This window comes from Advenella kashmirensis W13003, assembly GCF_000506985.1.
GTDB lineage: Bacteria > Pseudomonadota > Gammaproteobacteria > Burkholderiales > Burkholderiaceae_B > Advenella > Advenella kashmirensis_A.
Genome location: NZ_KI650979.1, coordinates 408,852 through 432,707 on the forward strand (window position 1 = coordinate 408,852; position 23,856 = coordinate 432,707).

The following is a 23,856-nucleotide window of genomic DNA, read 5'->3' on the forward strand; positions in this document are numbered from 1 at the left end:
ATGCAGGCATTTACCACACTCAACGCGATCGCGCTGCCCCTGGCGCGCGCCAATGTCGACACCGATCAGATCGTGCCTGCCCGCTATCTGCAGAAACCTCGCTCGGATGATTTCGGCCAATACCTGTTTCGCGACTTGCGTAATCGGCCTGACGTCGATGAGGCCAACATGTTCGTGCTGGACCAAACCTGCTACCGAGCGGCGCAAATTGTGCTGGCGCGCAAAAACTTCGGTTGCGGCTCCTCCCGCGAGCACGCCGTATGGGCCCTTTATGACTACGGGTTCCGAGTCGCCATCGCTCCCAGCTTCGGGGACATCTTCTATTCCAATGCGCTAAAAAATGGTTTTTTGCCCATCGTATTGAGCGAGGCAGAGGTCGATCATCTGCTTGCCTTGTGCAGCGCCGAGCCGGGAGCCATGCTACGGGTAGACCTTCAGAAGCAATGTGTGGTGGCTCCTGACGGATCCGCTTACTCGTTCCATATCGATGGCTTCGCCAAACATTGCCTTTTACAAGGCCTGGATGAACTTGACTATACCTTGACGAATATCGATCAAATCGCCGGTTTTGAGCGCACGCATCGAATCTGACATGCCAATTTTCCTGCGGAAGACCTTCCGCCCACTTTTCAGCTATGGAGAAAAAAATGAAGATAGCAGTACTGGCCGGAGACGGCATCGGCCCGGAGGTCACCGCCCAAGCGGTCATTGCCCTGGAGACCGTGCTGGCGGGCAGCGATAAATTGGAATTGGTGTACGCACCTATCGGCGGTGCCGCCGTTTCTGAAGGCGGCGACCCTTTGCCCGAAGCCACCCTCGAAACCGCCCGGCAGGCCGATGCCATTTTGTTCGGCGCAGCGGGCATGCCCGGCGACGAAAGCCTGCCCTACGCGCAACGTCCCGGCGCCAGCCTGCTGCGCTTGCGGCAAGCTTTGGGGCTGTTCGCCAACTACCGGCCCGCCCTGCTCTTTCCGGCGCTTGCCCAGGCCTCCACGCTCAAGCCCGAGGTGATCAACGGGCTGGACATGATGATTCTGCGCGAATTGTCGAGCGACGTATACTTTGGCGAACCGCGCGGCGAACGCGTGCTGCCATCGGGCGAACGCGAAGGCTACAACACCATGCGCTACTCGGAATCCGAAATCGAGCGGATCGCGCATTGCGCTTTCCAAACCGCCCGTCAGCGCCGCAAGCGCGTCTGCTCTGTGGACAAGGCCAATGTCCTGGAAAGTATGCTGCTTTGGCGCGACGTGGTCACGCGCGTCGGCACTCAATATCCCGACGTGGCGCTAAGCCATCTGTTCGTTGACGCCGCTGCCATGGCTATGATGCGCCGGCCGCTTGATTTCGATGTTATCGTCACGGGCAATCTGTTCGGCGACATCCTTTCCGACTTGGCAGCGATGATGACGGGATCAATAGGCATGCTGCCTTCGGCATCTCTGAACCAGAAAGGCAAGGGGCTGTACGAGCCCGTGCATGGCAGTGCTCCCGACATTGCCGGACATGATCTGGCCAATCCTATTGCTTCGATTCTTTCTGTCGCAATGATGCTGCGTTATTCTTTCGATATGGCAGAGCAGGCAGAACGCATCGAGCGTGCCGTATCGACGGTCCTGGAGCAAGGTTTGCGGACGCAGGACATCGCGACACCTGGTCAATCCAGCGTGGGAACGCGCGCCATGGGCGAGGCGATTGCGCAGGCGATCGCCAGCCAGGCGCGATAAGAAGAACTAGCGTTCCTTCATAAAACCCGTGTTCCTGGTTACATGTTCTTAAAGATCCAGCACCAACATAGGCGTCCTTGACCTTGAGCAGCAAGGAGTGAACTGCCCCCCAGTCACCTGTTCCTCGGAAGAAAGGAATAAATCCCGATGATCGGGCTGGCCAGCCAGTACACGAGTCAGGCAGGTACCACAAATGCCCTGCTCGCAGGCCACCGGCACGTCGATGCCGGCGCCGGCCAGGGCCTGAACAACCGACAGATCGGCCGGCACGTCTACAAGCTGGCCGGTACTCGCTATTTTCACGACGAAAGGACTGTCGCCGTCGCTCGCGGTGGCTGGTCCGGCAAAAAACTCATAATGCAACCTGTCTTCGGGCCAGCCACGTTCCCGCGCAGTGTCCAGGACCGCGTCCATAAATCCGGCGGGGCCACAGACATACAAATGCGTACCTTCCTGTGGTGTACAGACAGCAGCCATATCCAGTCTCTGTTCCGTCTGGCCATCATCCGTATGAAAGTGTACGCGTTTGGCGTAAGCCGCCTGGGCCAGCTCGCTTCGGAAGGCTGCGCGGTCCGCGGACCGGGTACAGTAATGCAAGTCGAACTCGGATTCGATGGCGCCCAGGCGTTGCGCCATGCACAGCAAGGGCGTCACGCCGATACCGCCGGCCAGCAATATGTGCCGCCGGGCATTTTCGTTCAGCGGGAACAGGTTGCGCGGGCTGCTTATCTGCAGCAACCCGCCCTGCTGTACCGTATCGTGCATGGCAGCCGACCCACCGCGCGTAGCGGATTCGCGCAGGACCGCAATGCGGTAGCGGGCGCGCTCCGCGGGATTATTGCAAAGCGAATACTGTCTTGTGATGCCATTTGGCAAGTACACATCGATATGCGATCCTGCGGAGAAAGCAGGTAATTCACGGCCTTCGACGTCGACCAGCTCGAAGCTGCAAATATCTGCAGCCTCCGTCTTCTTGCTTGCAACACGCACAGTTAGTGGTGAATCAGACATCATTTACCTCGCTCCTACATGATGGATAAGCCGCCGTCGACCATCAATGTCGTACCGGTAATAAAGGAAGCCTCATCGCTGGCCAGCCAGAGAATGGGCCAGGCAATTTCCCGGGGATCGGCCCACCGCCCCAACAACGAGGTGTCCTGACGTTGCGTTTTGAGCAGATCGACACTTTTGCCGCTTGCCTTCGCCCGGCCGATATGGAAGTCGGTGAGTGTCGATCCCGGACAAACGGCGTTCGCACGCACGCCATGATCGGCCTCTTCAAATGCCAGGGTGCGCGTCATTGCCAGCATGCCGGCTTTTGTTGTGTCGTAAAGTCCCATTCCCTTGCGCCCTGTCTCTGCATAGCACGACGACACGTTGACAATGGCCCCTTTTCCCGAGCGGCGCAGTTCCGGAAGGGCCGCCTTGCAATAGTTGGACGTACCAATCAGGTTGACGGCTACAATGGCTTGCCACTCCTGCGGTGTCGCATCGGCCAGCGCCGAATAGTTGCGCATCGCGGCGTTGTTGACCAGAATATCCAGCTGTCCATAGTCCCCGATTGTCGCGGTCACCGCCGCTACCGCCTGCTGCTCGTCCGCTACGTCAGCCTGGAAAATGCCCACGCGTGCCTGCGGCTGCAGCCGGACAATGTCGGCCGCAGTAGATGCCAGCGCATCGGCATCGGCGTCCACCAGCATCACCGCCGCGCCCTCGGCACAAAACTGCCGGGCAGTAGCGGCCCCGATACCACCGCCACCGCCCGTAATAAGGGCGACCTTTCCGGATAGTCTTGAAGTGTCATGCATGAATTCGTTCCTGTCGATCTGTGTTGTTGTCCATATTCCGCTTAGTTGGCCGTCACGTGGGCTGCCTTGATGACTTTTGCCCAGCGTTCAGTATCGTCGCTGATCCACTGGGAAAATTCCTGCGGCGTGCTGGCGACCACTTCGAACTCCATTTCCTCCAACTGCTTGTGAACGGCATCAGATCTCAGAATACGTACAAACTCCTTGTTCAATCGGTCAATAATATTTGGCGGTGTGCCGGCTGGTGCCAGAAAGCCAATCCACGAAGTGGCATTGAATCCGGAAAAACCTCGCTCGGCTACGGTAGGAACATCGGGCGCAGATGGAAATCGTTGCTCTCCGGAAGTAGCCAGCAAACGCGCACGACCGTCCCTGGCATATTGCTGGATATTGCCGGGCACGAGAAATGCTGCATCAACCTGCCCTCCCACCAGGTCGACCACCGCCGGCCCTGCTCCCCGATAGGGGACATGGGTCATCTTGATGTGCGCGGCCAGCTTGAGCATCTCCATTGTCAGATGCGAGGAGCTACCCACCGACACCGATGCGTAACTCAGGTTCCGGGTTTTGGCCAAAGCGATAAACTCCTCGAGCGTTTTGACCGGGACTTTGGAATTGACGACCAGAAACTGCGGACCTCTGACAGCCAGGGTGATGGGAGCCAGATCTTTTTTCGGATCATATGAGGTCTGCGGCAATAGCGTCGGGTTGATCGAAATGGGGCCGTTGAATCCGACAAGCAGGGTATAGCCGTCCGGCTTGGCCCTGACGACCTCGGATGTGCCAATCAGCCCTCCGCCGCCACCTTTGTTTTCAACGATGACCGGCTGGCCCAGGGCCGCCTCCAGTTCGGGCGCCACCAAACGCGCCAGAATATCGTTGGTGCTGCCGACAATAGGAACGACGATGCGTATCGGCTTGGTGGGCTGCCACTGCTCGGCTGCGGCGGCAGCGCTGGTACAGCAGGCTGCCAGCGCGACACCACAAAGTGCCAGGCTTTTGATGCTCTTTATCATGATTGTCTCCAGGTATGAATTTATCGTTATGTGCGATTCCACCTAAATGGAATAAACTGGCTGATCCTTCCCATCAGCCAGATGTTGTGCCGCCCATTCCTGAGGCTTTTGATCACGCGGCAGCAATACGCCGGCGGCACGCACCCGTTGCTGGTCCGCGTTCACCGCAGGCGGATCGGTATCAGGCGACAACGTCGTTGCCGCGTCGTACATCATCTTTCGCGCCATGACGATGGCACGATCCGTGGGCAGCAGTTTTTCATTGGCATGATCCTGAATGAGCCCCATGCTTTCCTGTAGAGAGGAGTCCTGCACGGCGAAACCAAACACGCCCGAATAGGCCCGCTTTTCTTTCTGTGCCTGGCGATCGATCAGATAGTTATTGTCTTTGTTGGCTGTAGGCCGGAAGGTACCGCCAGGTCCTGTCGTTCCCGGCTCATATTCGCAATGGATCCCTTTGCCGGCGCGCAGATCGCGTAATTCTTCCTCGTTCAGCGGCCGGTCTACCCGGAAATTAATGCTCCATGCCCAGCAATTATGATCGTCGATAGGCACCCAGACGTGTCCTCCCAGCGCATGATCCCCAAATGGCGGGATCAAAGTGAACCACGGGAATAGCCACTGGGTAATGCGCCAGTAATACGAATCCTGTTCGCCATTGCGACGCCCGAACAACATGAGTCCGAACGGCTTCTTCTCAATTTCGAAAATGACGTTGCCATCGGCTTTGATGTAGTCCAATGCCTTGGTACCCTGATGCAGAGGGTCATGATCCACTTCGTAGCGGTGTACATAAGAAACGTGGCTCGTATCGATTCCGCCCTCCATGGCCTGCAGGTAGTTGCATTCCTGCAGCCGCTTGGAAACAAAAACGTGGCTGGCAGGCAATGTACACCATTCGACATCTGGCGCAGCGGGTTGCTTGTCTTTGGGTCCCATATAGGCCCAGACGATACCTGCCATTTCAATGCAGGGATACGCCTTGATACCCATATGTTTGCATGCCTGCGGCGCGGATGGCACATCAACACAATTGCCATTGCGATCAAATTTGAGCCCGTGATAGGCACAACGAATGCCGTTTTCTTCATTGCGGCCGAAATAAAGCGAGACGCCGCGATGCGAACAAAACTCGGCGATCAATGCTGCCTTGCCATCCGTATCACGAAAGGCAAGCAATCTTTCACCCATGATCTGTACCCGCACTGGTGGACAGTCAGGTTCCGGAATTTCTTCCACCAGCAGTGCCGGCACCCAGTAGCGCCGTAGCAGATTGCCCATAGGGGTACCTGGGTTTGTACGTACCAGGGTTTCAGCCATATTCCCGTCCATTTTCTCTCCTTTGTATGAATCAAGTTTGTCCATCTAGTGATATTTGAGTTCATTATACAGACAACTTGATATAGATCAAGACCAACTTTCGTATTGCCCTTTAAAGTACAATTGCCATAACAAATTGACTCGGACCTGAAACGCAGCATGAAAAACGAGAAACAACAAGAGGGTGTCCGCGCTGTGGACAGAGCACTGGATATTCTTCTGGCCTTCCGGCCCGAAGATCAGGGCCTGACCGTGGCCGACCTGCTCAAACGCGTGGACCTGAGCCGTCCGACCCTGTATCGCATGCTGGCCACGCTGGAACATAATGGCTTTCTCATCTCCTCCGGAGACCCGCAACAATTTCGCCTGGGTCGCTCAGTGGCGCGCCTGGCCTACGTGTGGACGGCCAATCACAATATTGCCGATATCGCGCGGCCTGCGTTGCACCGCCTGCGGCAAGCCACGGGCGAGACGGTCGCACTATTTGTGCGTGAAGGGATTGACAGGATATGCGTTGCCGAATTGGAAAGCCCGCAACCGCTCAGCTTCCGGCGCGGCGTCGGTTATCGCGAAAAACTCGTATTGGGCGCCAGTGGAAGGACGATCCTGGCCTATATGGACTTGACCGAAAAAGAATTGAAAACGTACGCAGAAGGCGTCAAACTGGAACTCGACAATTACCAGAGTGAACTTCTGCGGGTCCGTAAACAAGGCTACGCCATGAGCCGGCACGAGCTGATAGAAGGGGCGGTGGCGGTTGCAGCGCCCTTTTTCAACGGGGCCGATATTGTTGCGGGCTCAATGTGTATTTTTGGGCCCAGTGTCAGAATGACGAATGAACGCGTGAAAACCTACGGCGCATTGTTGATGCAGGAAACATCCCTCCTGTCGGAGTCTCTGGGCAAGCACGTGCGCGCCGTCAGCCTGCCCACTCGTTAATATCAAGAACAGCCGCAGCGAAGGCCTCGGGCGCTTCCTGTGGAAGATTATGGCCGGCATTGGGTATGATCCGATTTTCATGACGTCCCGTAAAGCGCGATGGGTCTGCTTGTCTTCCTGCCACTGGGATAACGCCATCCGCCTCCCCCTCCAGGGTAATCGTGGGTACGGAGATCGGCGGCGCGCTGGCCAGGCGCTTTTCCATATCGTCAAACAGAGGGTCTCCATCGACCAGTCCGAATCGGTGCCGATACGAATGGATGACTACGTCGACGAAATCGGGATTGTCAAACGCTGCTGCGGAACGGGCGTAAGTGTTCTCGTCAAAGCGCCAGGTCGGCGACCACAACGACCACAAGAGTCGACAGAATCCATGGCGGTTTTCGGTCAGCCCGGCGCGACCGCGCTCGCCATGAAAATAGTATTGATACCATAGGCGATATTCTTTCTCCGGGCTGACCGGCTGGGTGGCTGCGGCGATATCCTGTATGTTGTAGCCATTCACGGAAACGAGACCACGCGCTCTGGACGGGTATAACGCGGCGACGACGCAAGCGGCCCGGCCACCCCAGTCATATCCGGCCAGCACGGCTTGCTCAATCTTCAGCGCGTCCAGCAGCGATAACAAGTCTGCCCCCAGCGCAGCCTGCTGCCCCGAGCGACATATGGTCTCATCAACAAATCGGGTAGCGCCGTATCCTCGAAGAAACGGGGTGATGACGCGTGCTCCCCGGGATATCAGTCGTTGTGTTACCTCGTCGTAGGCATGGATGTCGTATGGAAAACCGTGTAGCAGAACGACCGGCCACCCGTCGGCGTTGCCCTGTTCGTCGTAAGCGATCTCAAGCTGCGTGGTTGCTATTTTCTTAAGCATGAAGCCATCCTTTCAGTCAATGTCAAAGTCCCAGGCAAACCGCCCCGCCTACAACGGTCATGCATGCGAGCCAGCGTTTTGCGCTCACCGTTTCCCGCAGAAACAGTCTTCCGATCAGTACTGCAAACACCACGCTGGTTTCACGTAATGCAGATACTGCTCCTATCGCACCCGACTGCAACGCCCAGATGACGATGCCGTAGGCCGTGAGCGACACCAGGCCCCCAATCAGCGATATGCCAGTTGTCATTGGCGCAGTGCGTACCGGCATCAGCAGCGCTGCAAGTCCACGCCTGGCGACGAACAATACCGGCATAAACCAATAAAACAGGAACATCCACGCAGTGTACGAAAGAGCCTGCCCACCCGACAAGCGCACGCCGATGCCGTCGATGACAGTATAGAACGCAATAATCACACCCGTCATCAGCGCAGCCAGAATTCCCGTGCGCGGCACATGACGCCCCTGCAGCGCGATAGCAATAATACCACCCGATATCAGCACGATTCCCAGACCCTGCAATACCCCGATTGCCTCATCAGCGAAGAGCGCCGCGCCCAACGTGACGAACAACGGAGAGGAACCCCGTGCAATCGGATACGCTTGCGCCAGATCGCTGCGACGATACGACCGTACAAGGCTTACGTTGTAGACGATATGTATCAGGCCCGAGATGATGATGTACGGCCAGGCCGCGCGAGCCGGCAATGGAATGAACAGAATCACGATCGTAGAGACTGCCGCGATGGCCACACTCATCCACGTCATGGAGAGCAGGCGATCGCCATTGCCATGCAGAAGCGCGTTCCAGCTCGCATGCAGCAGCGCTGCAAGCAGGACGAAACCACCAATATAAGCATAGCTGAGCATGCGGGACCCGAAGAAAAAATGTAGTAAGAAGTATATCTATCTTGTGCTGGGGCCACAAACCAGATAAATTGACAATTCACATTAGATAAACTATTTCGAATGAAACAGAGACTCCCACCACTGAATGCGTTGCGTGCCTTCGAGGCTGCCGGCCGACTGGGCAGCTTCAAGGAAGCGGCTGCGCAACTACACGTTACCAATGGCGCGGTGAGCCAGCAGGTGCGTCTGCTGGAAGCATGGCTGGGCATGCCATTATTTGAACGACATAACCGGCGCGTGGTACTTACGGCAGATGCCAGAGCGTATCTCGAGCAAATCGCCCCCCTGTTCGAACAGCTCGCGCTGGCCACGGCCAGCTATGGTGTCCCCGCCACCGTCTCCCGGACGTTGTCCGTGAATGCATCGGCAACGTTCACCTTGCGCTGGCTGGTGCCGCGGTTGGAGAAATTCCGTAGCGAACATGCCAACATAGACGTCAGGGTAGAAACGTCAAACGAGCCGGTGGAAAGCCTGAAAGAGACCTATGACGTCATTATCCGGGGCGGCCCGGACACGTTCTATGGCTATTCTATGAGACCGTTCCTGTCCGAGGAGCGGCTGCCGGTTTGCAGTCCGGCGCTCCTCTCGCGCCTGCCGCTGCGCGAGCCGCAAGACTTGCGACAACATACCTTGTTGCACACGACGAGCCTGCCGAGAGTGTGGCCGGACTGGCTGGCAACGGCACAGGTTTACGACCTGTCCCCGGCAGCCACCCTGACCTTCGATCACTTCTACCTGACATTGCAGGCGGCCATCGATGGCATGGGCATTGCCATGGGACCGACTTCGCTGGTATCAGACGATCTTGCTGCCGGCAGGCTTGTTGCACCGTTCAACGGCCCACGCCTGCCGTCACGCAGCTATTGCACTTACGTTCCGGATGAAAGGTCTGCCGATGACGTTGTCGTGCTGTTCCGCTCATGGCTCGAGCGCGAGGGTATGCAACAAGATCATTGGATACGTGGTTCGCATGGACGGTAAATTGCAATCCGATAAGCGGTAGGAAGATAGAAGACGCATCATATCAAAGCCGATCATATGGAGGACAGGGAGACGATACAAGCATGTAAGGCTCGCACTGATCAGTATTGAACCGTCTTTCCAAAAATAAAATCCGCACCATACACAAAAATAGCGCGGATTATTATTCTGCTTTTATATCCAATTTACGACTTCGTACCGTCTTCCTGATCCAAGCGACGTCCAATGCGCATCACAGCCAGCATCATCATCAGGTTAACGAAAACCACCAGGAATAGCAACGTGCCAATCACGAACGGGTTGGCCAGCAGGGTCAGCGGCGTGACTCGCTTGATAAGCTGTTCAATCTCGGAACCCAGGCTGTCATCGGCATCAGATGCATTGAGCTTTTCCGAGAACTGTGTTGAATACGATGAAATCAGCGTCGAGCTGATCTGCATGGCGGGCATGGCAAAAAGCGAGTCGCGTGGTGTCTTGCCATCCAGATAACCGCTAATACTTTGGTCCAGGCCGGCGATGTAACTTTTGTGCAGGGCGAGCTTTTCTTCGTCATTGTCGGCTGAGTACAGGACAGGGTTCAGGTTCTCCACGATTGTTCCGCGCACCGTGTGCTTGTTGCAATGTGGAAGTTCTTCTTCGTTGGTCGCTGCAGCGTCAGCGTTCTCAGCCTCACCTGCTGCTGCATCAACTTCTACTGCTTCGGCTGACGCCGCTTCTACTGCGGCAGCGGCAGCCGTTGCGCCGGTATCGGCAGCGCAGAGGGTGCCGTACTTGTCGATAGCTTCGAATTCAGCCGGCGCCAGCGGAAAGATACCGTTCTCTAGTGCAGCAGCTTCAATCTGTGCGCGCTGTTCGGGCTTGCTTTCAACAAAGGCGCGGATCTGACGGATGATGCTATCGTAATGCGCGGCGATTTCCGGCGTTTTCATAGCATCGCGCAGCTTTAGGGTATCTTCGTCCTGGCCGGTCGCACTGGCTTGCGAGCTGCGAATCGCATCCTCAAAAGCCTTGGCATCGGGCGTGAAACCTTCTACTTTCTGTACGCTGGTTTGTTCATTTTCGGTCAGATAAAGCCGCCATCCGTTGGGCACGCTCAGAACGGCCCACCATATGGCAAATGCCAGGAAAATCACACCCAGTAAGACCAGGGCCAGCCTGCCTGCGAGCATTATTTTTTGTTCAAGATAGTCGAGTTTTTTCATATTTTTTGGTAATTTCGGTGTTGATATATTTTCAGCCCGGTTTAAGCCGAGCGCCATTCTATCACTGTACGAAAAGCCAATAAATGAACTTTGCGCTGAAGTCCTATTTTTGGATACAACCGATCCGACTATTTTCAGCTGACTCCACGCTTCAATCGGAGGTCTCTTATTCCATACCTATAATGGGAAAAATCGGCGCGACCACACGTATCCTGCTGCCTCCCGGAAAAGCCATAAAGCACTATGCCAATGCCAAAATCAACCAAATCAGAAATTTCCCCTGCCGAGGCGCGCCGTATCGCACTAACGGCGCAGGGATTCAATGGCCTGGCCCGTGATGGCAATATAGGCAAAGCGCAGCTGCGCCGCTCAATCGCACAACTCGGCCTGCTGCAGATCGATAGCGTAAACGTCCTCATACGCGCCCATTACCTGCCGCTCTTTTCCCGCCTCGGCTCCTACGACCGCACGCTGTTAGACAACGATACCATCGCCAAATCCAAACGTTTCTTCGAATACTGGGGACACGCGGCGTCTCTCCTGCCGATGGACTGCCAGCCTCTCTTACGCTGGCGCATGGATCGTGCACACCGTGGCGAGGGGGTCTGGAAGCAGCTCCAGCCATTTGCCAGGGAAAGGCGGGCCGAGGCCGAAGCCATCCTGCAGCGAATCAGCGCAGAAGGCCCCCTGGCCGCTTCCGATCTTTCACCCGCCCCGGGGCTGGCGACCAAGGGAGCCTCCAAGGAGATGTGGTCGTGGAGCGAGGCGAAACACGCGATCGAATGGCTGTTCTGGTCGGGCCTGATCGCCGCCACACATCGCCGGGGCAGTTTCGAGCGTGTCTACGATCTGCCTGAACGAGTATTGCCTCATTCCATTCTTCAGCACCCTACACCCAGTGATGTGGACGCGCAACGAGCACTGCTGGCCCGATCAGCCAAAGCCTTTGGCATTGCCACAGCGGACGACCTGCGCGATTATTATCGTATTCCCGCTGCGGACGCACCGCTACCGCTACAGCAATTGGTCGAAGACGGAACCCTAATCCCAGTACGTGTGCGCGGCTGGCGGCAGCAAGCCTATCTGCACAAGGATGCGCGCGCCGGTCGCAAAATCGAGGGAACAGCATTGCTCTCGCCCTTCGATCCGCTAATCTGGTATCGTCCGCGTACAGAGCGGTTGTTCGACTTTCGCTATCGGTTGGAGATTTACACACCCGCTCACAAACGCGAGCATGGTTATTACGTACTTCCGTTTCTGCTGGACGGCGCGATCGTGGCGCGCGTGGATCTGAAAGCCGAACGCCTGTCTGGTCAATTGATCGTTCAGCGAGCACATGTCGAGCCCGATGCGCCGCGCCACACGGTGGAGCGGCTGATCGAAGAGTTGCGGCTTTTAGCCGCCTGGCTCGGGCTTGACGCCCTGGTTGTCACGCCGGTTGCTGCCATCGACCCGCTTCTTGCAGCCTATCAGGTCGAGAGATAATTCTATATAACAGCCAGACGCCGCGCCGGGGAATGTCGTTCAGGTATTGTCTTTTGTGGTCCCGGACGGACCGTTTGTTTTGCACGATGCGATACCATTGTCCCGGGCAGCCGTGCTGGAATACATTTCGCTATGTCCAAGCACTTCGCCGTTCGCGGCCGACAAGGTAAAAAAGGGAGAACCATCCTTGGCGGTCTTGCGCTGATACCTTTCGTCTGTCGGAGAATTCTTGCGGACCGATTCTATGCCGCCCAGCGCACCGGACTTGGCTGCATATCTCTCACTGGTCAAAATAGTCTGTCCATTTGCTGCTTTCAGATTGAACATGTACTGCTCGCCACTACGCTTCAAATCATAGGTTCCGCTCATAAAAGTCTCCGATATTCGAGTTATCTTGTATTACAGTCGTGATACCAATGTGATGCCAGGCGTATTTTACACGCTCGTGGCAATACTAAGGTATTTTTCATCTGTAAATCAACTCTTATGGCTCATTCAACCGTGATTTTTGCATTCTTGATCGTGTCACGAATATGGCTGCCATACGTGCTGATCCACTGCTGTGCCTCTTGCTCAGAGCCACTGACCCGATGGATATTCAAATTATCAAACTGAGTTTTAACCTGTTCTGATTGCATGGCATTTGCAATTGCCACATTCCACTTTTCAGCGATTTCCTTGTCAATCCCCTTGGGCGTCATCAGCAAAAATGCAAACTGCATATCGAAGTCCTTCAAGCCGACCACGCTGCTTTCTGCAACCGCGGGAGTATCAGGCAATTTGGGATCACGCGATTTTCCGGATAGCGCCTGCGGAACCAGTTTTCCCACACTGATGTGTTGCAAGGTCGAACCGCCCAGCGCCAGAAAGCCGATATCGACTTGCTTTCCTAGCAATGCATTGAGTGCCGGCGCGTTCCCGTTGAAGGGGATGTGCAGGATGTTGATGCCCGTGATCAATTTGAGCCGCTCCATCGCCAAATGGCCCGGAGTTCCCGCACCAGCCGACGAATAATTGAGTTCCTTCGTTTTTGACAGCGAGACCAAAGAGGATATATTTTTGATTGGTGAATCTTTAGGGACAAGCAGAACCTGGTCAAATGTGCCCAATAGACCGATCAGGTCCAGCTTTTTATCGGGATCGAAACGCTTTTCGCCAAATATATAAGGGTTGACGGTAACCAGTGAGTCGATTGTGGCAAGTAGCGTATAACCATCCGGCTTCTGGTGTGAAACGTATTCTGCGCCAATCAAGCCGGACGCACCGGGCTTGTTTTCAACCACAATCGGCTTGCCGAATTGCCCCGATAGATGAGATGCGATGACGCGCGTCGCCAGATCAAGCGCACCGCCAGCCGGGTAATTAACGATCAGCGTAATCGGCTTTTCCGGGTACTGCGCCAGCGCCGCACAACTGAATACTGCGCTTATGCCAACAGCCAGCGAAGTTTTATAAAAATATGACGCGATGGACATGGTTGTCTCCTGTTTTAGTTCAAATCGGCAAGCCGATCACGCCAGCGCGCTGGGATAGGGGCTTTTTTCAACCAGCTCAAGGTTGGTATAGGCCATTTTTTCCATCATCATGGCCCGTATCGCCAATGCGCCCGGATCATCCCACAGATTATTCATCTCGTCCGGATCCTGTTGTAAATCGTACAACTCACCCCAGTCTGCCGCATCATAAATGGTCATGCGGTAACGTCGAGTCAACAACGTACGGCAACGCACGCGCGTGTCGATTCCCAGAATAACGCGCTGCCCTTCTTCCTCGATCAGCAATGCGTCGCGAAGGTCGTCTTTCATGCCGTTTGCAATCTTCTGCATGTCTTGGCCCTGTATCCCGTTAAAGGGCCGCACTTGCGCACGATTCAGAATGGTGGGGGCAATATCGATGGTGCTGGTCAACGCTTCGGACGATTTTCCCGAAGCAGCTGGCACATGCGGGTCAGACCAGATAAATGGCACGCGCGTCAGACCGCGATAATGAATGGGTCCTTTGAGCATCAACTGATGGTCTCCCAGGAAATCTCCGTGGTCGCTCGTAAAAATCACAACCGTATTGTCCAGGAGCTCAAGCCGTTCAAGCTCTGCCATCACGCGTCCGATCTGTGCGTCGATATTGCTGATGGAGCCATAGTTCAGCGCCAGTGCTTCTCTCGCTTCTCGTTCATCGCAGGCAAATACCGCTGTGCCTTTTTTTGTAGCCACGCCAGAGTCGCGCCGTTCATAAAGCCATTTGACATGCTGTGGCAACGCATGTTCAGAATAAAATGAGGCTGGCAGTGTCATATCCTCAGGCTTGTACATATCCCAGTATTTCCCCGGAGGGGTAAATGGGTGATGAGGATCGGGAAATGACACCTGCAGGAAGAACGGCTGTTCATCGTTTGCATAGGTTTTGAGCAGGTCAATGCTTCGATCTGCAATATACGCAGACGGATATTGCGCTTCAGACAGGCGAGTACGCCAGGCCTGGTTAATTTTGGTGAGCGTGTAATCAGGTGCTGCAATAGCATTGTCTGGGCCGATCAGCGACTCGCCGTCAGGCACTTCCTGGCGCAGCCAATACCGGTAGTGCCCATGAACGATATCTGCGTGATCGTCCACCAGATAGACCTGTTCAAATCCGTAATAGGGATAATCAAGATCGTAATCATCACTATTGAGCCATTTACCGCGCTTTTCCTGATCATAATTGCCCTGATCCTGCTCGAAAGCCTCGTCAATCTGCCGCTGCGCGGGGTCCAGCGGCCAGATAGGGTCTATCTCGGTCATGTTCTGAAGATGTATTTTTCCGACCTGGGCAGTGTGATAACCAGACTGGCGCAGCGCTTCAACGAAGGTGCGAGCCTTGAGGGAAAGCGGTATGCCATTATGGCGCGCGCCGTGTACAGACGGATAACGGCCGGTCATCATGCTCGCACGATTCGGCATGCAAATGGGCGTAGCAACATGCATATTTTTGAAACGAAAGCCTTTTTTGGCGATCGCATCAATGACTGGCGTCTTGACCACATCGTTGCCATAACAGCCCAGATGATCAGCGCGCAACTGATCTGTAATGAACATGAGAAAATTAACGGGTCTGGACATACCTTGTGTTATTCCTTATTGTTTAGCCGGGGTGGAGGACGAAATTACTGCTTTCCAGGTCTGCACATTTTCTACGACCTTGTCGGCGAATGCGCTGCGAGTCGATATATTGGGCGCCATACCCAGTGGCGTCAGTTCTTTTGCGAACGCTGCCGACTTGAGCACTTTTTCCACTGCTGCATGCAGCCTGTCCGCCAATTGCGGCTGCATACCGGCGGGCGCAAACAGGCCGATCCAGGATTGAACTGACGTGTCTTTCTGAATATCTGAAAAGTATTGCGTATTGGCGATCTCGGGAAGATCACTGAACATCTTGTCTTTGGGATTGGCAACGCCCAGAATCTTGATCCGTCCGCTTTCAAGGAAGGGCTTTGCCGGAACCACCCCTGCCATGACAAGGGGAATCGTGCCCGCCACTGCATCGGTCATGGCGGGGCCGGCGCCCTTGTATGCAGCATGCGCGATATCCAGCCCCAGTTTGCGGGCAAACTGCTCCATGGCAAGCGCATGTACGCTTCCGATGCCCGGCGAGCCAAAGCTGTATTTTCCAGGGGCCTGGCGAATGACTTCTACCATTTCGCTCAGGGTATTGGCAGGAAAGTCCTTGTTGGCAGCCAGAATCACGATATTTTCCGCCACGTCGGCAACCGGCGTAAAGTCCTTGATGGGATCATATTTCAATCCTGGTATCACAAAACTGTTTACGCCGTGGGTGTTGGTCGTCCCCATGATCAGGGTGCGGCCATCCGGTTTGCTGCGAGCCACTTGCATCGCTGCGATAGATCCTGCAGCGCCTGGCTTGTTCTCGACCACAATATTGATTGCCTCATCGGACGAAATATGTTTTGCGAGAAACCGTGTCAGTACGTCCACCGCGCCGCCAGGTGCATAGGGAACGACAAATGTAATTTGTTCCGGTAAAGCTGTCGCGGCCAGCGCAGTTGACGTGAAACAACAGGTCAACTGCGTCGCCAGCGTGCGCGTAAAAGTCTTACGCATAAGAGAGTCTCCTTATATTTATGGTCGGCACAAGAGTGCCATAGTCAACAGAAGCCTGTAAAATTCCAATTTCGACTTACCGTATAACTAAATTGGCATAACCTCATGTTTTTCCTGAAAAAACGGCAAGCCGATCTGCTTGTCGCGCTGGCCGAAACCAGAAACCTGCACAAGGCATCGCAACAACTGCATATGACGCAGCCCGCCGCCTCCAAAGTGCTTTCCCAACTTGAGGACGAAATCGGTTTCCCGCTATTTGAGCGTAGCGCCGTGGGAACCGTGCCCACCCCTTCGGGCAATCTGGTGATCGAATATGCCCGCCAGATTTTGCATTCCGCACAACGCGTGCAGTCTGAACTTGAGAAAATCGACCATCAGCAGCGCAGAACGCTCGCCATCGGCGCCTTGCCGTCAGCCACCCAGTCGGTCTTGCCGGATTTGCTCAGCATACTCAGATTGCGGGCCCCCGATCTGCTGGTGAGTATCGAGGACGGCATCATCGAGCCGCTGCTGGAAAAACTCAGCGTCGGCAAACTGGATATGGTCATTGGGCGCAGGACAGAGTTGCTTGATTTAACCGCTTTTGACAGAGTGATTCTTAACTACGAACCCATGGTGCTGGTTTGCGGCTTGCAACACCCACTGGCGCAGACAACTGGCCTTGAACCAGCCCGGTTGCAGGGCTGTGACTGGATTTTCCCTCTCGAAGGCACTTATGCGGACGCGCGGCTGGTCACCCTATGCGACGAATATGAATTGACCAATCCGAATATTGTCATCCGTTCCAGCACGACGTTGACAAATGTCATCATGCTGGGGCGGGAAAACCTGATCGCCGCGATGCCTCAGGGCATTGCCCGGTACTTCAAGAACCAGAATCTGCTGCATATTCTGCCACTGGAAAAAACAGTGAATTTTGGCGAGGTGCTACTGTTTACGAAACGATCCACCGTCTACTCACCCAACGCGGCCCTGATTGCCGAAGTGAGTGATTTGGTGCTCAAAAGCATCGCACCGCCTGGAAACTGAGGCGTCGCAATGGCTACCACGCGGCATTCAAGTCCGGCCAATTCTTGCTGGACGTTGCTTAAAAGTATCATATGATCTATAATTAACGTATCAAATGATACTTACCGGAGGTATTATGCTTTCGTTACGCCCTGAACAAATCGGCTCAACGCTCAGTATGGCACCGCTGCCAGAGACATTTGCCGAACTCGATGAGCGAGTCTCCAATGGAATTCCAAAATCCGCTCTGCGTACGGTCGTGGATCGCATTGTCGGCCACAACGAACAGGCAACAAATCTTCTGTACCGTATCGTTCCAGAGGGCACATTCAAGCGCCGCAAAATCAACCTGAATGCAGAGGAGTCTGAGCGCACCGAACGTCTTGCACGGGTTTTTGCAACCGCGATCCACGTACTTGAGTCCGAGGATGATGCTCGCCGCTTCCTGTACACCCCCCACCCGATGCTTGAAGGGCTTTTACCTCTGGATGTGGCGTTCTCAGAAATTGGCGCCCAGCGGGTCGAACGCATTCTCTGGTCTGCATATTACGGCCTGGCCGCGTGAGCAATGAAATTGTATCGGATTGCCAGTAGCCGCCACCCTATATGGGATGGCACAGGGGCGGCCATGATGGGTGGTCGATGGAACAAACCGGGTCAGCCCGTGATTTACGCGGCAATGACTTATGCAGGCGCCATGCTGGAAGTGCTTGTCCATACCAATACGGGCAAGGTCCCGCCCTCGCATCGATGCATCATCGCGGATGTACCGGAAGATGTGGAGAGCCTTCGCTACACCTTGAACGATTTGCCTGACGGCTGGGATAGTCAGGAAAGCGTAGTGGCACAAGAGATTGGCGATGAATGGATACGCGCTGGCAAAGCAGCGATCCTTATCGTTCCCTCGTTGGTCGCAAGAATAGAGTTTAATGCCCTCGTCAATCCGGCACACAGTGACGCAGCTCGCATTGTTTTGTCCGAGCCGATGGAAGTCCAATGGGATAGTCGGCTCTTTCCCCGTTAATTAGTGCAGAACAGCTTCTGCGTCTGCACGACGAGGGCACTGCCAATCATTCCAGTGGCAAAAAGCACACGCAGAAAACTCTCTGATGGCCTTACTCGCCAATTACCTTTACCATATGGCATAACACAGCTCCAAAGCGAATGCCACTCTCGGCCGCTACATCGCCGTGGCGATCCTCTGCCGCAACGCATGACTCAATCAAACACCATTCATCACGCTTACAACACCTAAACTTCTGCAAACCAGGGAGGCCCCGATCATGGCAGCGAACAATGGGCGATGGAATTTTTTGATTATCACAACTGACGAGGAGCGTTATCCCCCGGCGTATGAGGACGAATCCGTTCGACAATTCCGCCAGGATTATCTGCACGGCGTAGCCGCGCTGCGCGAAAACAGCCTGGAAATGCACCGGCACTACACCGCCAGCACGGCCTGTAGCCCCAGTCGAACCAGTATCTACACCGGCCAGTACCCTTCCCTGCATGGCGTCACCCAGACCTCGGGCATGGCCAAGCAATGGTACGACCCGAACATGTTCTATCTGGACCCCAACAGCGTGCCCACCATGGGTGACTATTTCCGCGCTGGCGGCTACCGCACCTTTTACCGCGGCAAATGGCACCTGTCGCACCCGGACATTATTCTGCCCGGCAGTGTGAATGTCATGCTGAGCACCAATAACGACGGCACATCAATACCGCGCGCAGAACAGTTGTATGAATCGGCCAATAAGCTGAATGAGTACGGTTTCGACGGCTGGATCGGCCCCGATCCGCATGGCTCCGATCTGGCCAACGCAGGCGTCAACCGCGACCCGGGCTTTGCCAATCAGGTGATTCGGCTGCTGGATACGCTGGAACAGGATGACAGCGACCAGCCCTGGCTGACAGTCGCTTCGTTCACCAATCCACATGACATCGTATTCTTCGGCACGCCGTGGTTGTCCTTCGGTTATAAATACGATTTCCCTGATTTCATCAAGAACCTGAACCTGCTGCTGCCGCCAACCCGTTGCGAAGACCTGTCCACCAAGCCCAGGGCTCAGAAGGATTATGTCGAAAAATACGGCGAAATGTTCTTCCGCAACCCGACCATCCCGCAGTACTTCCAGATGTATTATTACCTGCAATACGTGGTCGACCAGGAAATTCTCAAGGTTTACCAGAGGCTGCGCAACAGCCGGTTCTTCGACAATACCATCATCGTTTACACCTCGGATCACGGCGATATGCTGGGCGCGCACGGCGGCATGCATCAGAAATGGTATAACGCCTACGAAGAAAGCCTGCATATTCCATTCATCATATCCAATCCGACACTGTTCAGTGGTCAGCAACATAGCCATGCATTAAGCAGCCATGTTGATATCGTTCCCACCCTGATGGGCCTGGCCGGTATCAGCCAGCAGGAAGCCGCAGCGGCTCTCACCCCGAGCCATTCCGAGGTGCATCCACTGGTCGGCGCTGATTTGTCCGAATTGGTCCGCAGCGGCGGCACCAGTGGCAGCAGTGACGAGGCGTTGTATTTTATGACAGATGACGAGGTCAGCGAAGGGCTGACCGACGTGAATCCGCGTGGCAACCCGTATTCCCCGATCGCCGAGCCCAGCCATGTGGAAACCGTGATTACACGCCTGGCCGATGAACACGGTGAAAAGCAGCTTTGGAAATATTCGCGCTACTATAGCAATCCGAAATTCTGGGGAGGAACGAGCAGCCCCGATCAAAGTCTGATCCTGCAGCCTGAAGGTGGTCCGGCCGAGTTCGAGTTGTATAACCTGAGCAACGACCCGTTTGAAACGACCAACCTGGCCGCCGGCGTCTGTAGCCCGCAAGCGGCACCTGATGCTGTTCTCAAGGCGCTGCAAGCCGTGATGATGGAGCAGCGAGCCAAGAAACGCTTACGACCCACCGGGCAACCGGGTAATTAAGGCGAATGCAATAGTCGTCTGGAACGCCTTTCATCTTTCTCTGAGGTAAACCACCGGGGATATATGAAGATCGCGCTTATTTCAGGCATCTCGACGTTTGAGAAAGGCTAGGCTACCGACTACGGTACCTTGGGCTTGACCGGTGCATGCCGCTCCATCAAAGCGACAATCCAGTCGATAAACACGCGCAGCTTCGCGCTGACGTGTCTATTGGGAGGAAAAGCAATATACATCGGCATGGGATCAAGCTGCCAATCGGCAAACAGCCTCACCAACTCACCCCGCTCTACATGCATGTCGGCCATATAGGCCGGCAGCCAGAGCACCCCGATTCCCGCCAGGCCCGCCGACAGGTAGGCATTACCGTCGTCGACAACCAGGGCATGGCGGCCTTGCACATGAGTACTTTCGCCGTCGCGTTGCATGACACGCGGAAAAACACGACGGGTACGAGACCAGGAAAATCCAACCACCCGGTGTTGGGACGCTTCAAGTTCGCCGGGATGCGTGGGCAGACCGGCCTGCGCCAGATAGGTGGGCGCCGCGTAGACCCCTATCACCAAGTCCCCCACATGCCGCGCCACCAGTGACTGGTTGTTGATCTCGCCACCCCGCACCACACAATCGACATTCTCGTCAATCAAGTCCACCACGCGATCGCTCACACCCAGGTGCAACTCGATATCGGGATACTTGGCCTGAAACGCCGGCAAGGCCGGGACAAGTATCCTGCTGGCAAATGGACTGGGCACATCTACCCGCAAGCGGCCTCGTGGAGAGGCCACCGCGCCGGACAGGCTTGTCTCTGCATCATCCAGGTCAGCCAGGAGCCGCAACACCCGCTCATAATAGGCGGCGCCATCGGCGGTGACGTTGACCTTGCGCGTCGTTCGATTCAGCAGCCTGACCTGTAAACGCGCCTCTATCTGCTGCACCAGTTGTGTGACAGTTGTCTTGCTCATGTGCAGCGTATCGGCCGCCTTGGTAAAGCTGCCGGTTTCCACTACGCGGGCGAAGGCCAGCATCGCGTCGAAACGATCCATCTTTGCTCCAGATCATTGGATTGTTTGCCTGTCGCAAACACTGTTGGGTAGGATTGCCTGTTTATCGGCGAAGCCCTTGCCGGTAAAGTTTACTTCATTACCCACCCGGCCGAAGTCGGCCTACTGATAATGGAGTTAGTTTGATGACAACACGCAACGTCGTTTTTCCACCCGGGCGCCACGCGCTGTATGAGCGGCATCGCTATTCGCCGGCGATCCATTCCAACGGCTTTCTGTTTGTGTCGGGACAAGTCGGCAGCCTGGAAGACGGCTCACCGCAGCAGGGACTGAAAGAACAGGTTCGTCTGGCATTCGAAAACCTGAATTCCATATTGGCAGCAGCAGGCTGCAGTTTTGATGATGTGGTCGACGTCACGGTTTTTATGGTCGACCCGGCTTCGACGTTCGAGGAAATCTGGTCGTCGGTCGTATCCGAACACTGGGGCAATGCACCCTATCCCACAGTCACCGCCGTGGGCGTGACGTGGCTGTCCGGGTTTGACTTCGAGATCAAGGTGATTGCCAAATTGCCGCAAGAAAGCCTGTAGTACCACGGCGGGCGTGGAATTCCACCCGGATAAAATCTATCCGAGCTCTAAAATTTCGTCTGCCATACCCTGTACTCCGGCATCATGGCTAATCACGATCAATGTCGGAATATGGCTGCGCAAATAAGTAATAATCCGTTTAGCGTTTTCCAGATCAAGAGACGCCGTGGGCTCATCCAGTATCATTATTTTCTTTTGCCTGGCGAGTGCCCGGCCTATGGCAATTCGCTGGCGCTCACCGCCGCTCAGTCCTTCGCCCCTTGCGTCAAACCACGTATCCAGATTAATCAATCGCGCCAAGGAGGTCTCTGTAAAATTCAACAACTCCAAAATATCGGTCAAGAACATGTCAGGCAGGGCCTCTTGCTCTATCCCGTAGCACAGGTTTTCTCTTAAGCTTCCACTTATCACCTGGGCCGACTGCGGAGCCACGGCGACGTAATCAATAATACGGGGGCTGATATTGGTGGAGACGGGATGACCGTAGAATAAAATCTGACCGGAGACGGGCTGCTCTAATCCCAGCATGGCGTTCATCAAACTGGTTTTTCCGCGTCCCGACGCACCTTTTATGACAGTAAATTTATCATTCATAAACCGGTAGCTCAGGTGCTGGATAATCTGCTTTCCGCCCTTTTCTATACAAACATCATTTAATTCAAAGACATAGTCAGTATTCTGAAGAGTCAGCGGCTCGATTGCCTGGATCTCGGAAATCGGCTTTTTCAGATAGGCAATGCCATCGGCCAATGCCACTTTTTGCTTTTCCAGATCAATCAGTGCCCCCGCGAGAATCCGAAGCTGGAGCGTCAGCATTCCCACGTAGCCCGCAATCATCACAAAATCACCGGCAGTGATACCCTGATCTTTATCAGCAAATACAGACAACGCCGTAAAAATCGCCAGCACGACGCCAGTTGCCAGCGCCATCAGGCCCAGCTTGATTCCTATCTGCAGATTAGAACCTCGAATGGCCTGAATGACCTGGTCCAGATGATGTTCGATGATGCCGCTTTCCTTCTCATATGCGTTATTCAGTCGCAGATCATATAGCAAATGCAATCGTTCCACGATATAGCCATCTCTGTCGGTCATCGACTTGTAAAGATTTGCATACAGCACTCGACTCTGTATCGCAATCAATATTGACAGTGCGGAAAGTATGACAATACTGATTAAAAAGCTTATCAAAAACAAGCTATTGGTGCTTTTCCCCAGTGCAATCAGAGCCACCACGAACTCTATCATTATCGGGAAAAGCGTCCAGAACACGTAGACGGTTATCGTCGTAAATGCACCAGATGCACGTGTGATGATCGAAGCCACTTTTCCGGCATTCAGTTGTGCCTGTTCTGAATAAGGCAGGGTTATAACACGTGCCAGCATGGCTTTTGTAATTGTCGAATCGCAGCCAGCCAGAATCCGCCCCGAAAACACGCCTTTGATATTTTTCAGCACTTCTGCCACGGTCCAACACAACGCATATCCCGCAACAAATAAATAAAATACATTCGTGTCTGTCCGATCTGCTGTAAAAGCGTTGGTCGCCTCTTTCAGGAACCACGGAACAATCGCACCAACGACCGAAACGAGACCGAAAAGCAAAGAGACAAAAATAAAACCAGGGAGAAATGCTTTGTAGCTGGCTTTGACTACACCAAATGCATAAATATAGCTCGAAAATGAATTGACTCTTTTCTCCATTTCGCTCCTTTACCGATGGCCACTTGCCATCACTCCAACATTCACCACCTGCCCTATTAATGGCCCGGTAAAGAGCAGTGAGGCCATTTCTACACCATTGGACCTGGCTGAGGCTGACGTAATAAGCACAATGACAAACGCGGCCGGCATTGCGACGATCGAAATTGATACGGATGAGAGAAATCCCTGCACGTCAGAAGAACGGCCAAACTTCATTAGATACGTTACTTGGGTTGCACG

General features: G+C 54.7%; 23 protein-coding genes. 10 read left to right on the top strand and 13 right to left on the bottom strand.

Annotated features, from left to right (window positions below; translation table 11 throughout):
• Both leuD and leuB read left to right on the top strand, forming a co-directional pair.
• A complete protein-coding gene (gene leuD / locus W822_RS26045; RefSeq protein ID WP_024003447.1) occupies nucleotides 1-591 on the top strand; it encodes a 3-isopropylmalate dehydratase small subunit in 591 nt (196 codons plus the stop codon).
• 56 nt (nucleotides 592-647) lie between these two features.
• Entirely contained in the window at nucleotides 648-1,727 is a 1,080-nt protein-coding gene (gene leuB / locus W822_RS26050) for a 3-isopropylmalate dehydrogenase (RefSeq protein WP_024003448.1), read from the top strand.
• A 48-nt stretch (nucleotides 1,728-1,775) separates the two neighbouring features.
• Here leuB and W822_RS26055 read toward each other — a convergent pair whose 3' ends face one another.
• Genes W822_RS26055 through W822_RS26070 form a run of 4 tightly spaced genes read right to left on the bottom strand, consistent with a single transcriptional unit; the run spans nucleotide 1,776 to nucleotide 5,883 of the window.
• Nucleotides 1,776-2,738 (bottom strand): PDR/VanB family oxidoreductase, encoded by a 963-nt coding sequence (locus W822_RS26055; RefSeq protein ID WP_024003449.1) that lies wholly within the window; start codon nucleotides 2,736-2,738, stop codon nucleotides 1,776-1,778.
• 14 nt (nucleotides 2,739-2,752) lie between these two features.
• A complete protein-coding gene (locus tag W822_RS26060) occupies nucleotides 2,753-3,535 on the bottom strand; it encodes an SDR family NAD(P)-dependent oxidoreductase (RefSeq protein ID WP_024003450.1) in 783 nt (260 codons plus the stop codon).
• Nucleotides 3,536-3,576: 41 nt separating this feature from the next.
• Nucleotides 3,577-4,551, bottom strand: coding sequence for a Bug family tripartite tricarboxylate transporter substrate binding protein (locus tag W822_RS26065; RefSeq protein ID WP_034279387.1), 975 nt, complete (start codon nucleotides 4,549-4,551; stop codon nucleotides 3,577-3,579).
• Between the two features lie 42 nt (nucleotides 4,552-4,593).
• Nucleotides 4,594-5,883 (bottom strand): aromatic ring-hydroxylating dioxygenase subunit alpha, encoded by a 1,290-nt coding sequence (locus W822_RS26070; protein WP_024003452.1) that lies wholly within the window; start codon nucleotides 5,881-5,883, stop codon nucleotides 4,594-4,596.
• A 147-nt stretch (nucleotides 5,884-6,030) separates the two neighbouring features.
• Here W822_RS26070 and W822_RS26075 point away from each other — a divergent pair, with 147 nt between their 5' ends.
• The gene (locus tag W822_RS26075) at nucleotides 6,031-6,810 is read left to right on the top strand and encodes an IclR family transcriptional regulator (protein ID WP_024003453.1); all 780 of its coding nucleotides are present in this window, start codon (nucleotides 6,031-6,033) and stop codon (nucleotides 6,808-6,810) included.
• On the opposite strand, the gene W822_RS26080 is transcribed toward W822_RS26075, so the two are convergent.
• A complete protein-coding gene (locus W822_RS26080) occupies nucleotides 6,791-7,684 on the bottom strand; it encodes an alpha/beta fold hydrolase (protein WP_024003454.1) in 894 nt (297 codons plus the stop codon). The two genes, W822_RS26075 and W822_RS26080, sit on opposite strands and share 20 nt — an antisense overlap.
• A 22-nt stretch (nucleotides 7,685-7,706) precedes the next feature.
• Nucleotides 7,707-8,555 carry a DMT family transporter gene (locus W822_RS26085; protein ID WP_024003455.1) on the bottom strand — a complete coding sequence of 283 codons (849 nt, stop codon included), beginning with the start codon at nucleotides 8,553-8,555 and terminating at the stop codon, nucleotides 7,707-7,709.
• Nucleotides 8,556-8,654: 99 nt separating this feature from the next.
• Between W822_RS26085 and gcvA the strand changes: the two genes are divergently transcribed.
• Nucleotides 8,655-9,575 (top strand): transcriptional regulator GcvA, encoded by a 921-nt coding sequence (gcvA, locus tag W822_RS26090; protein WP_024003456.1) that lies wholly within the window; start codon nucleotides 8,655-8,657, stop codon nucleotides 9,573-9,575.
• Between the two features lie 185 nt (nucleotides 9,576-9,760).
• Here gcvA and W822_RS26095 read toward each other — a convergent pair whose 3' ends face one another.
• Complete coding sequence (locus W822_RS26095) at nucleotides 9,761-10,777, bottom strand: hypothetical protein (protein WP_024003457.1); 1,017 nt, start codon at nucleotides 10,775-10,777, stop codon at nucleotides 9,761-9,763.
• Nucleotides 10,778-11,026: 249 nt separating this feature from the next.
• On the opposite strand from W822_RS26095, the gene W822_RS26100 reads away from it, so the two are divergent.
• Complete coding sequence (locus tag W822_RS26100; RefSeq protein ID WP_024003458.1) at nucleotides 11,027-12,262, top strand: winged helix-turn-helix domain-containing protein; 1,236 nt, start codon at nucleotides 11,027-11,029, stop codon at nucleotides 12,260-12,262.
• A gap of 39 nt (nucleotides 12,263-12,301) precedes the next feature.
• On the opposite strand, the gene W822_RS26105 is transcribed toward W822_RS26100, so the two are convergent.
• The 4 genes from W822_RS26105 to W822_RS26120 form a co-directional block, all read right to left on the bottom strand.
• Nucleotides 12,302-12,631, bottom strand: a complete 330-nt coding sequence (locus tag W822_RS26105) for a YegP family protein (RefSeq protein ID WP_024003459.1) — start codon at nucleotides 12,629-12,631, stop codon at nucleotides 12,302-12,304.
• 122 nt (nucleotides 12,632-12,753) lie between these two features.
• On the bottom strand, nucleotides 12,754-13,737 hold the full coding sequence (locus W822_RS26110) for a Bug family tripartite tricarboxylate transporter substrate binding protein (RefSeq protein ID WP_024003460.1): 984 nt from the start codon (nucleotides 13,735-13,737) through the stop codon (nucleotides 12,754-12,756).
• A gap of 36 nt (nucleotides 13,738-13,773) precedes the next feature.
• On the bottom strand, nucleotides 13,774-15,357 hold the full coding sequence (locus W822_RS26115; protein ID WP_024003461.1) for a sulfatase family protein: 1,584 nt from the start codon (nucleotides 15,355-15,357) through the stop codon (nucleotides 13,774-13,776).
• Nucleotides 15,358-15,372: 15 nt separating this feature from the next.
• Nucleotides 15,373-16,356, bottom strand: a complete 984-nt coding sequence (locus W822_RS26120; protein WP_024003462.1) for a Bug family tripartite tricarboxylate transporter substrate binding protein — start codon at nucleotides 16,354-16,356, stop codon at nucleotides 15,373-15,375.
• 105 nt (nucleotides 16,357-16,461) lie between these two features.
• Between W822_RS26120 and W822_RS45735 the strand changes: the two genes are divergently transcribed.
• From W822_RS45735 to W822_RS26135, 4 genes are all read left to right on the top strand, one after another.
• The gene (locus W822_RS45735; RefSeq protein WP_024003463.1) at nucleotides 16,462-17,385 is read left to right on the top strand and encodes a LysR family transcriptional regulator; all 924 of its coding nucleotides are present in this window, start codon (nucleotides 16,462-16,464) and stop codon (nucleotides 17,383-17,385) included.
• 115 nt (nucleotides 17,386-17,500) lie between these two features.
• Nucleotides 17,501-17,929, top strand: coding sequence for an antitoxin Xre/MbcA/ParS toxin-binding domain-containing protein (locus tag W822_RS26125; protein WP_024003464.1), 429 nt, complete (start codon nucleotides 17,501-17,503; stop codon nucleotides 17,927-17,929).
• Between the two features lie 3 nt (nucleotides 17,930-17,932).
• Nucleotides 17,933-18,388, top strand: a complete 456-nt coding sequence (locus tag W822_RS26130) for an RES family NAD+ phosphorylase (RefSeq protein WP_024003465.1) — start codon at nucleotides 17,933-17,935, stop codon at nucleotides 18,386-18,388.
• A 259-nt stretch (nucleotides 18,389-18,647) separates the two neighbouring features.
• Nucleotides 18,648-20,321, top strand: coding sequence for a sulfatase family protein (locus W822_RS26135; RefSeq protein WP_024003466.1), 1,674 nt, complete (start codon nucleotides 18,648-18,650; stop codon nucleotides 20,319-20,321).
• A gap of 119 nt (nucleotides 20,322-20,440) precedes the next feature.
• Here W822_RS26135 and W822_RS26140 read toward each other — a convergent pair whose 3' ends face one another.
• Entirely contained in the window at nucleotides 20,441-21,364 is a 924-nt protein-coding gene (locus W822_RS26140) for a LysR family transcriptional regulator (RefSeq protein ID WP_024003467.1), read from the bottom strand.
• Between the two features lie 143 nt (nucleotides 21,365-21,507).
• Between W822_RS26140 and W822_RS26145 the strand changes: the two genes are divergently transcribed.
• Nucleotides 21,508-21,912 (top strand): RidA family protein, encoded by a 405-nt coding sequence (locus W822_RS26145; RefSeq protein WP_024003468.1) that lies wholly within the window; start codon nucleotides 21,508-21,510, stop codon nucleotides 21,910-21,912.
• A gap of 36 nt (nucleotides 21,913-21,948) precedes the next feature.
• On the opposite strand, the gene W822_RS45740 is transcribed toward W822_RS26145, so the two are convergent.
• Nucleotides 21,949-23,616, bottom strand: a complete 1,668-nt coding sequence (locus W822_RS45740) for an ATP-binding cassette domain-containing protein (protein ID WP_024003469.1) — start codon at nucleotides 23,614-23,616, stop codon at nucleotides 21,949-21,951.
• Between the last annotated feature and the right edge of the window lie 240 nt (nucleotides 23,617-23,856).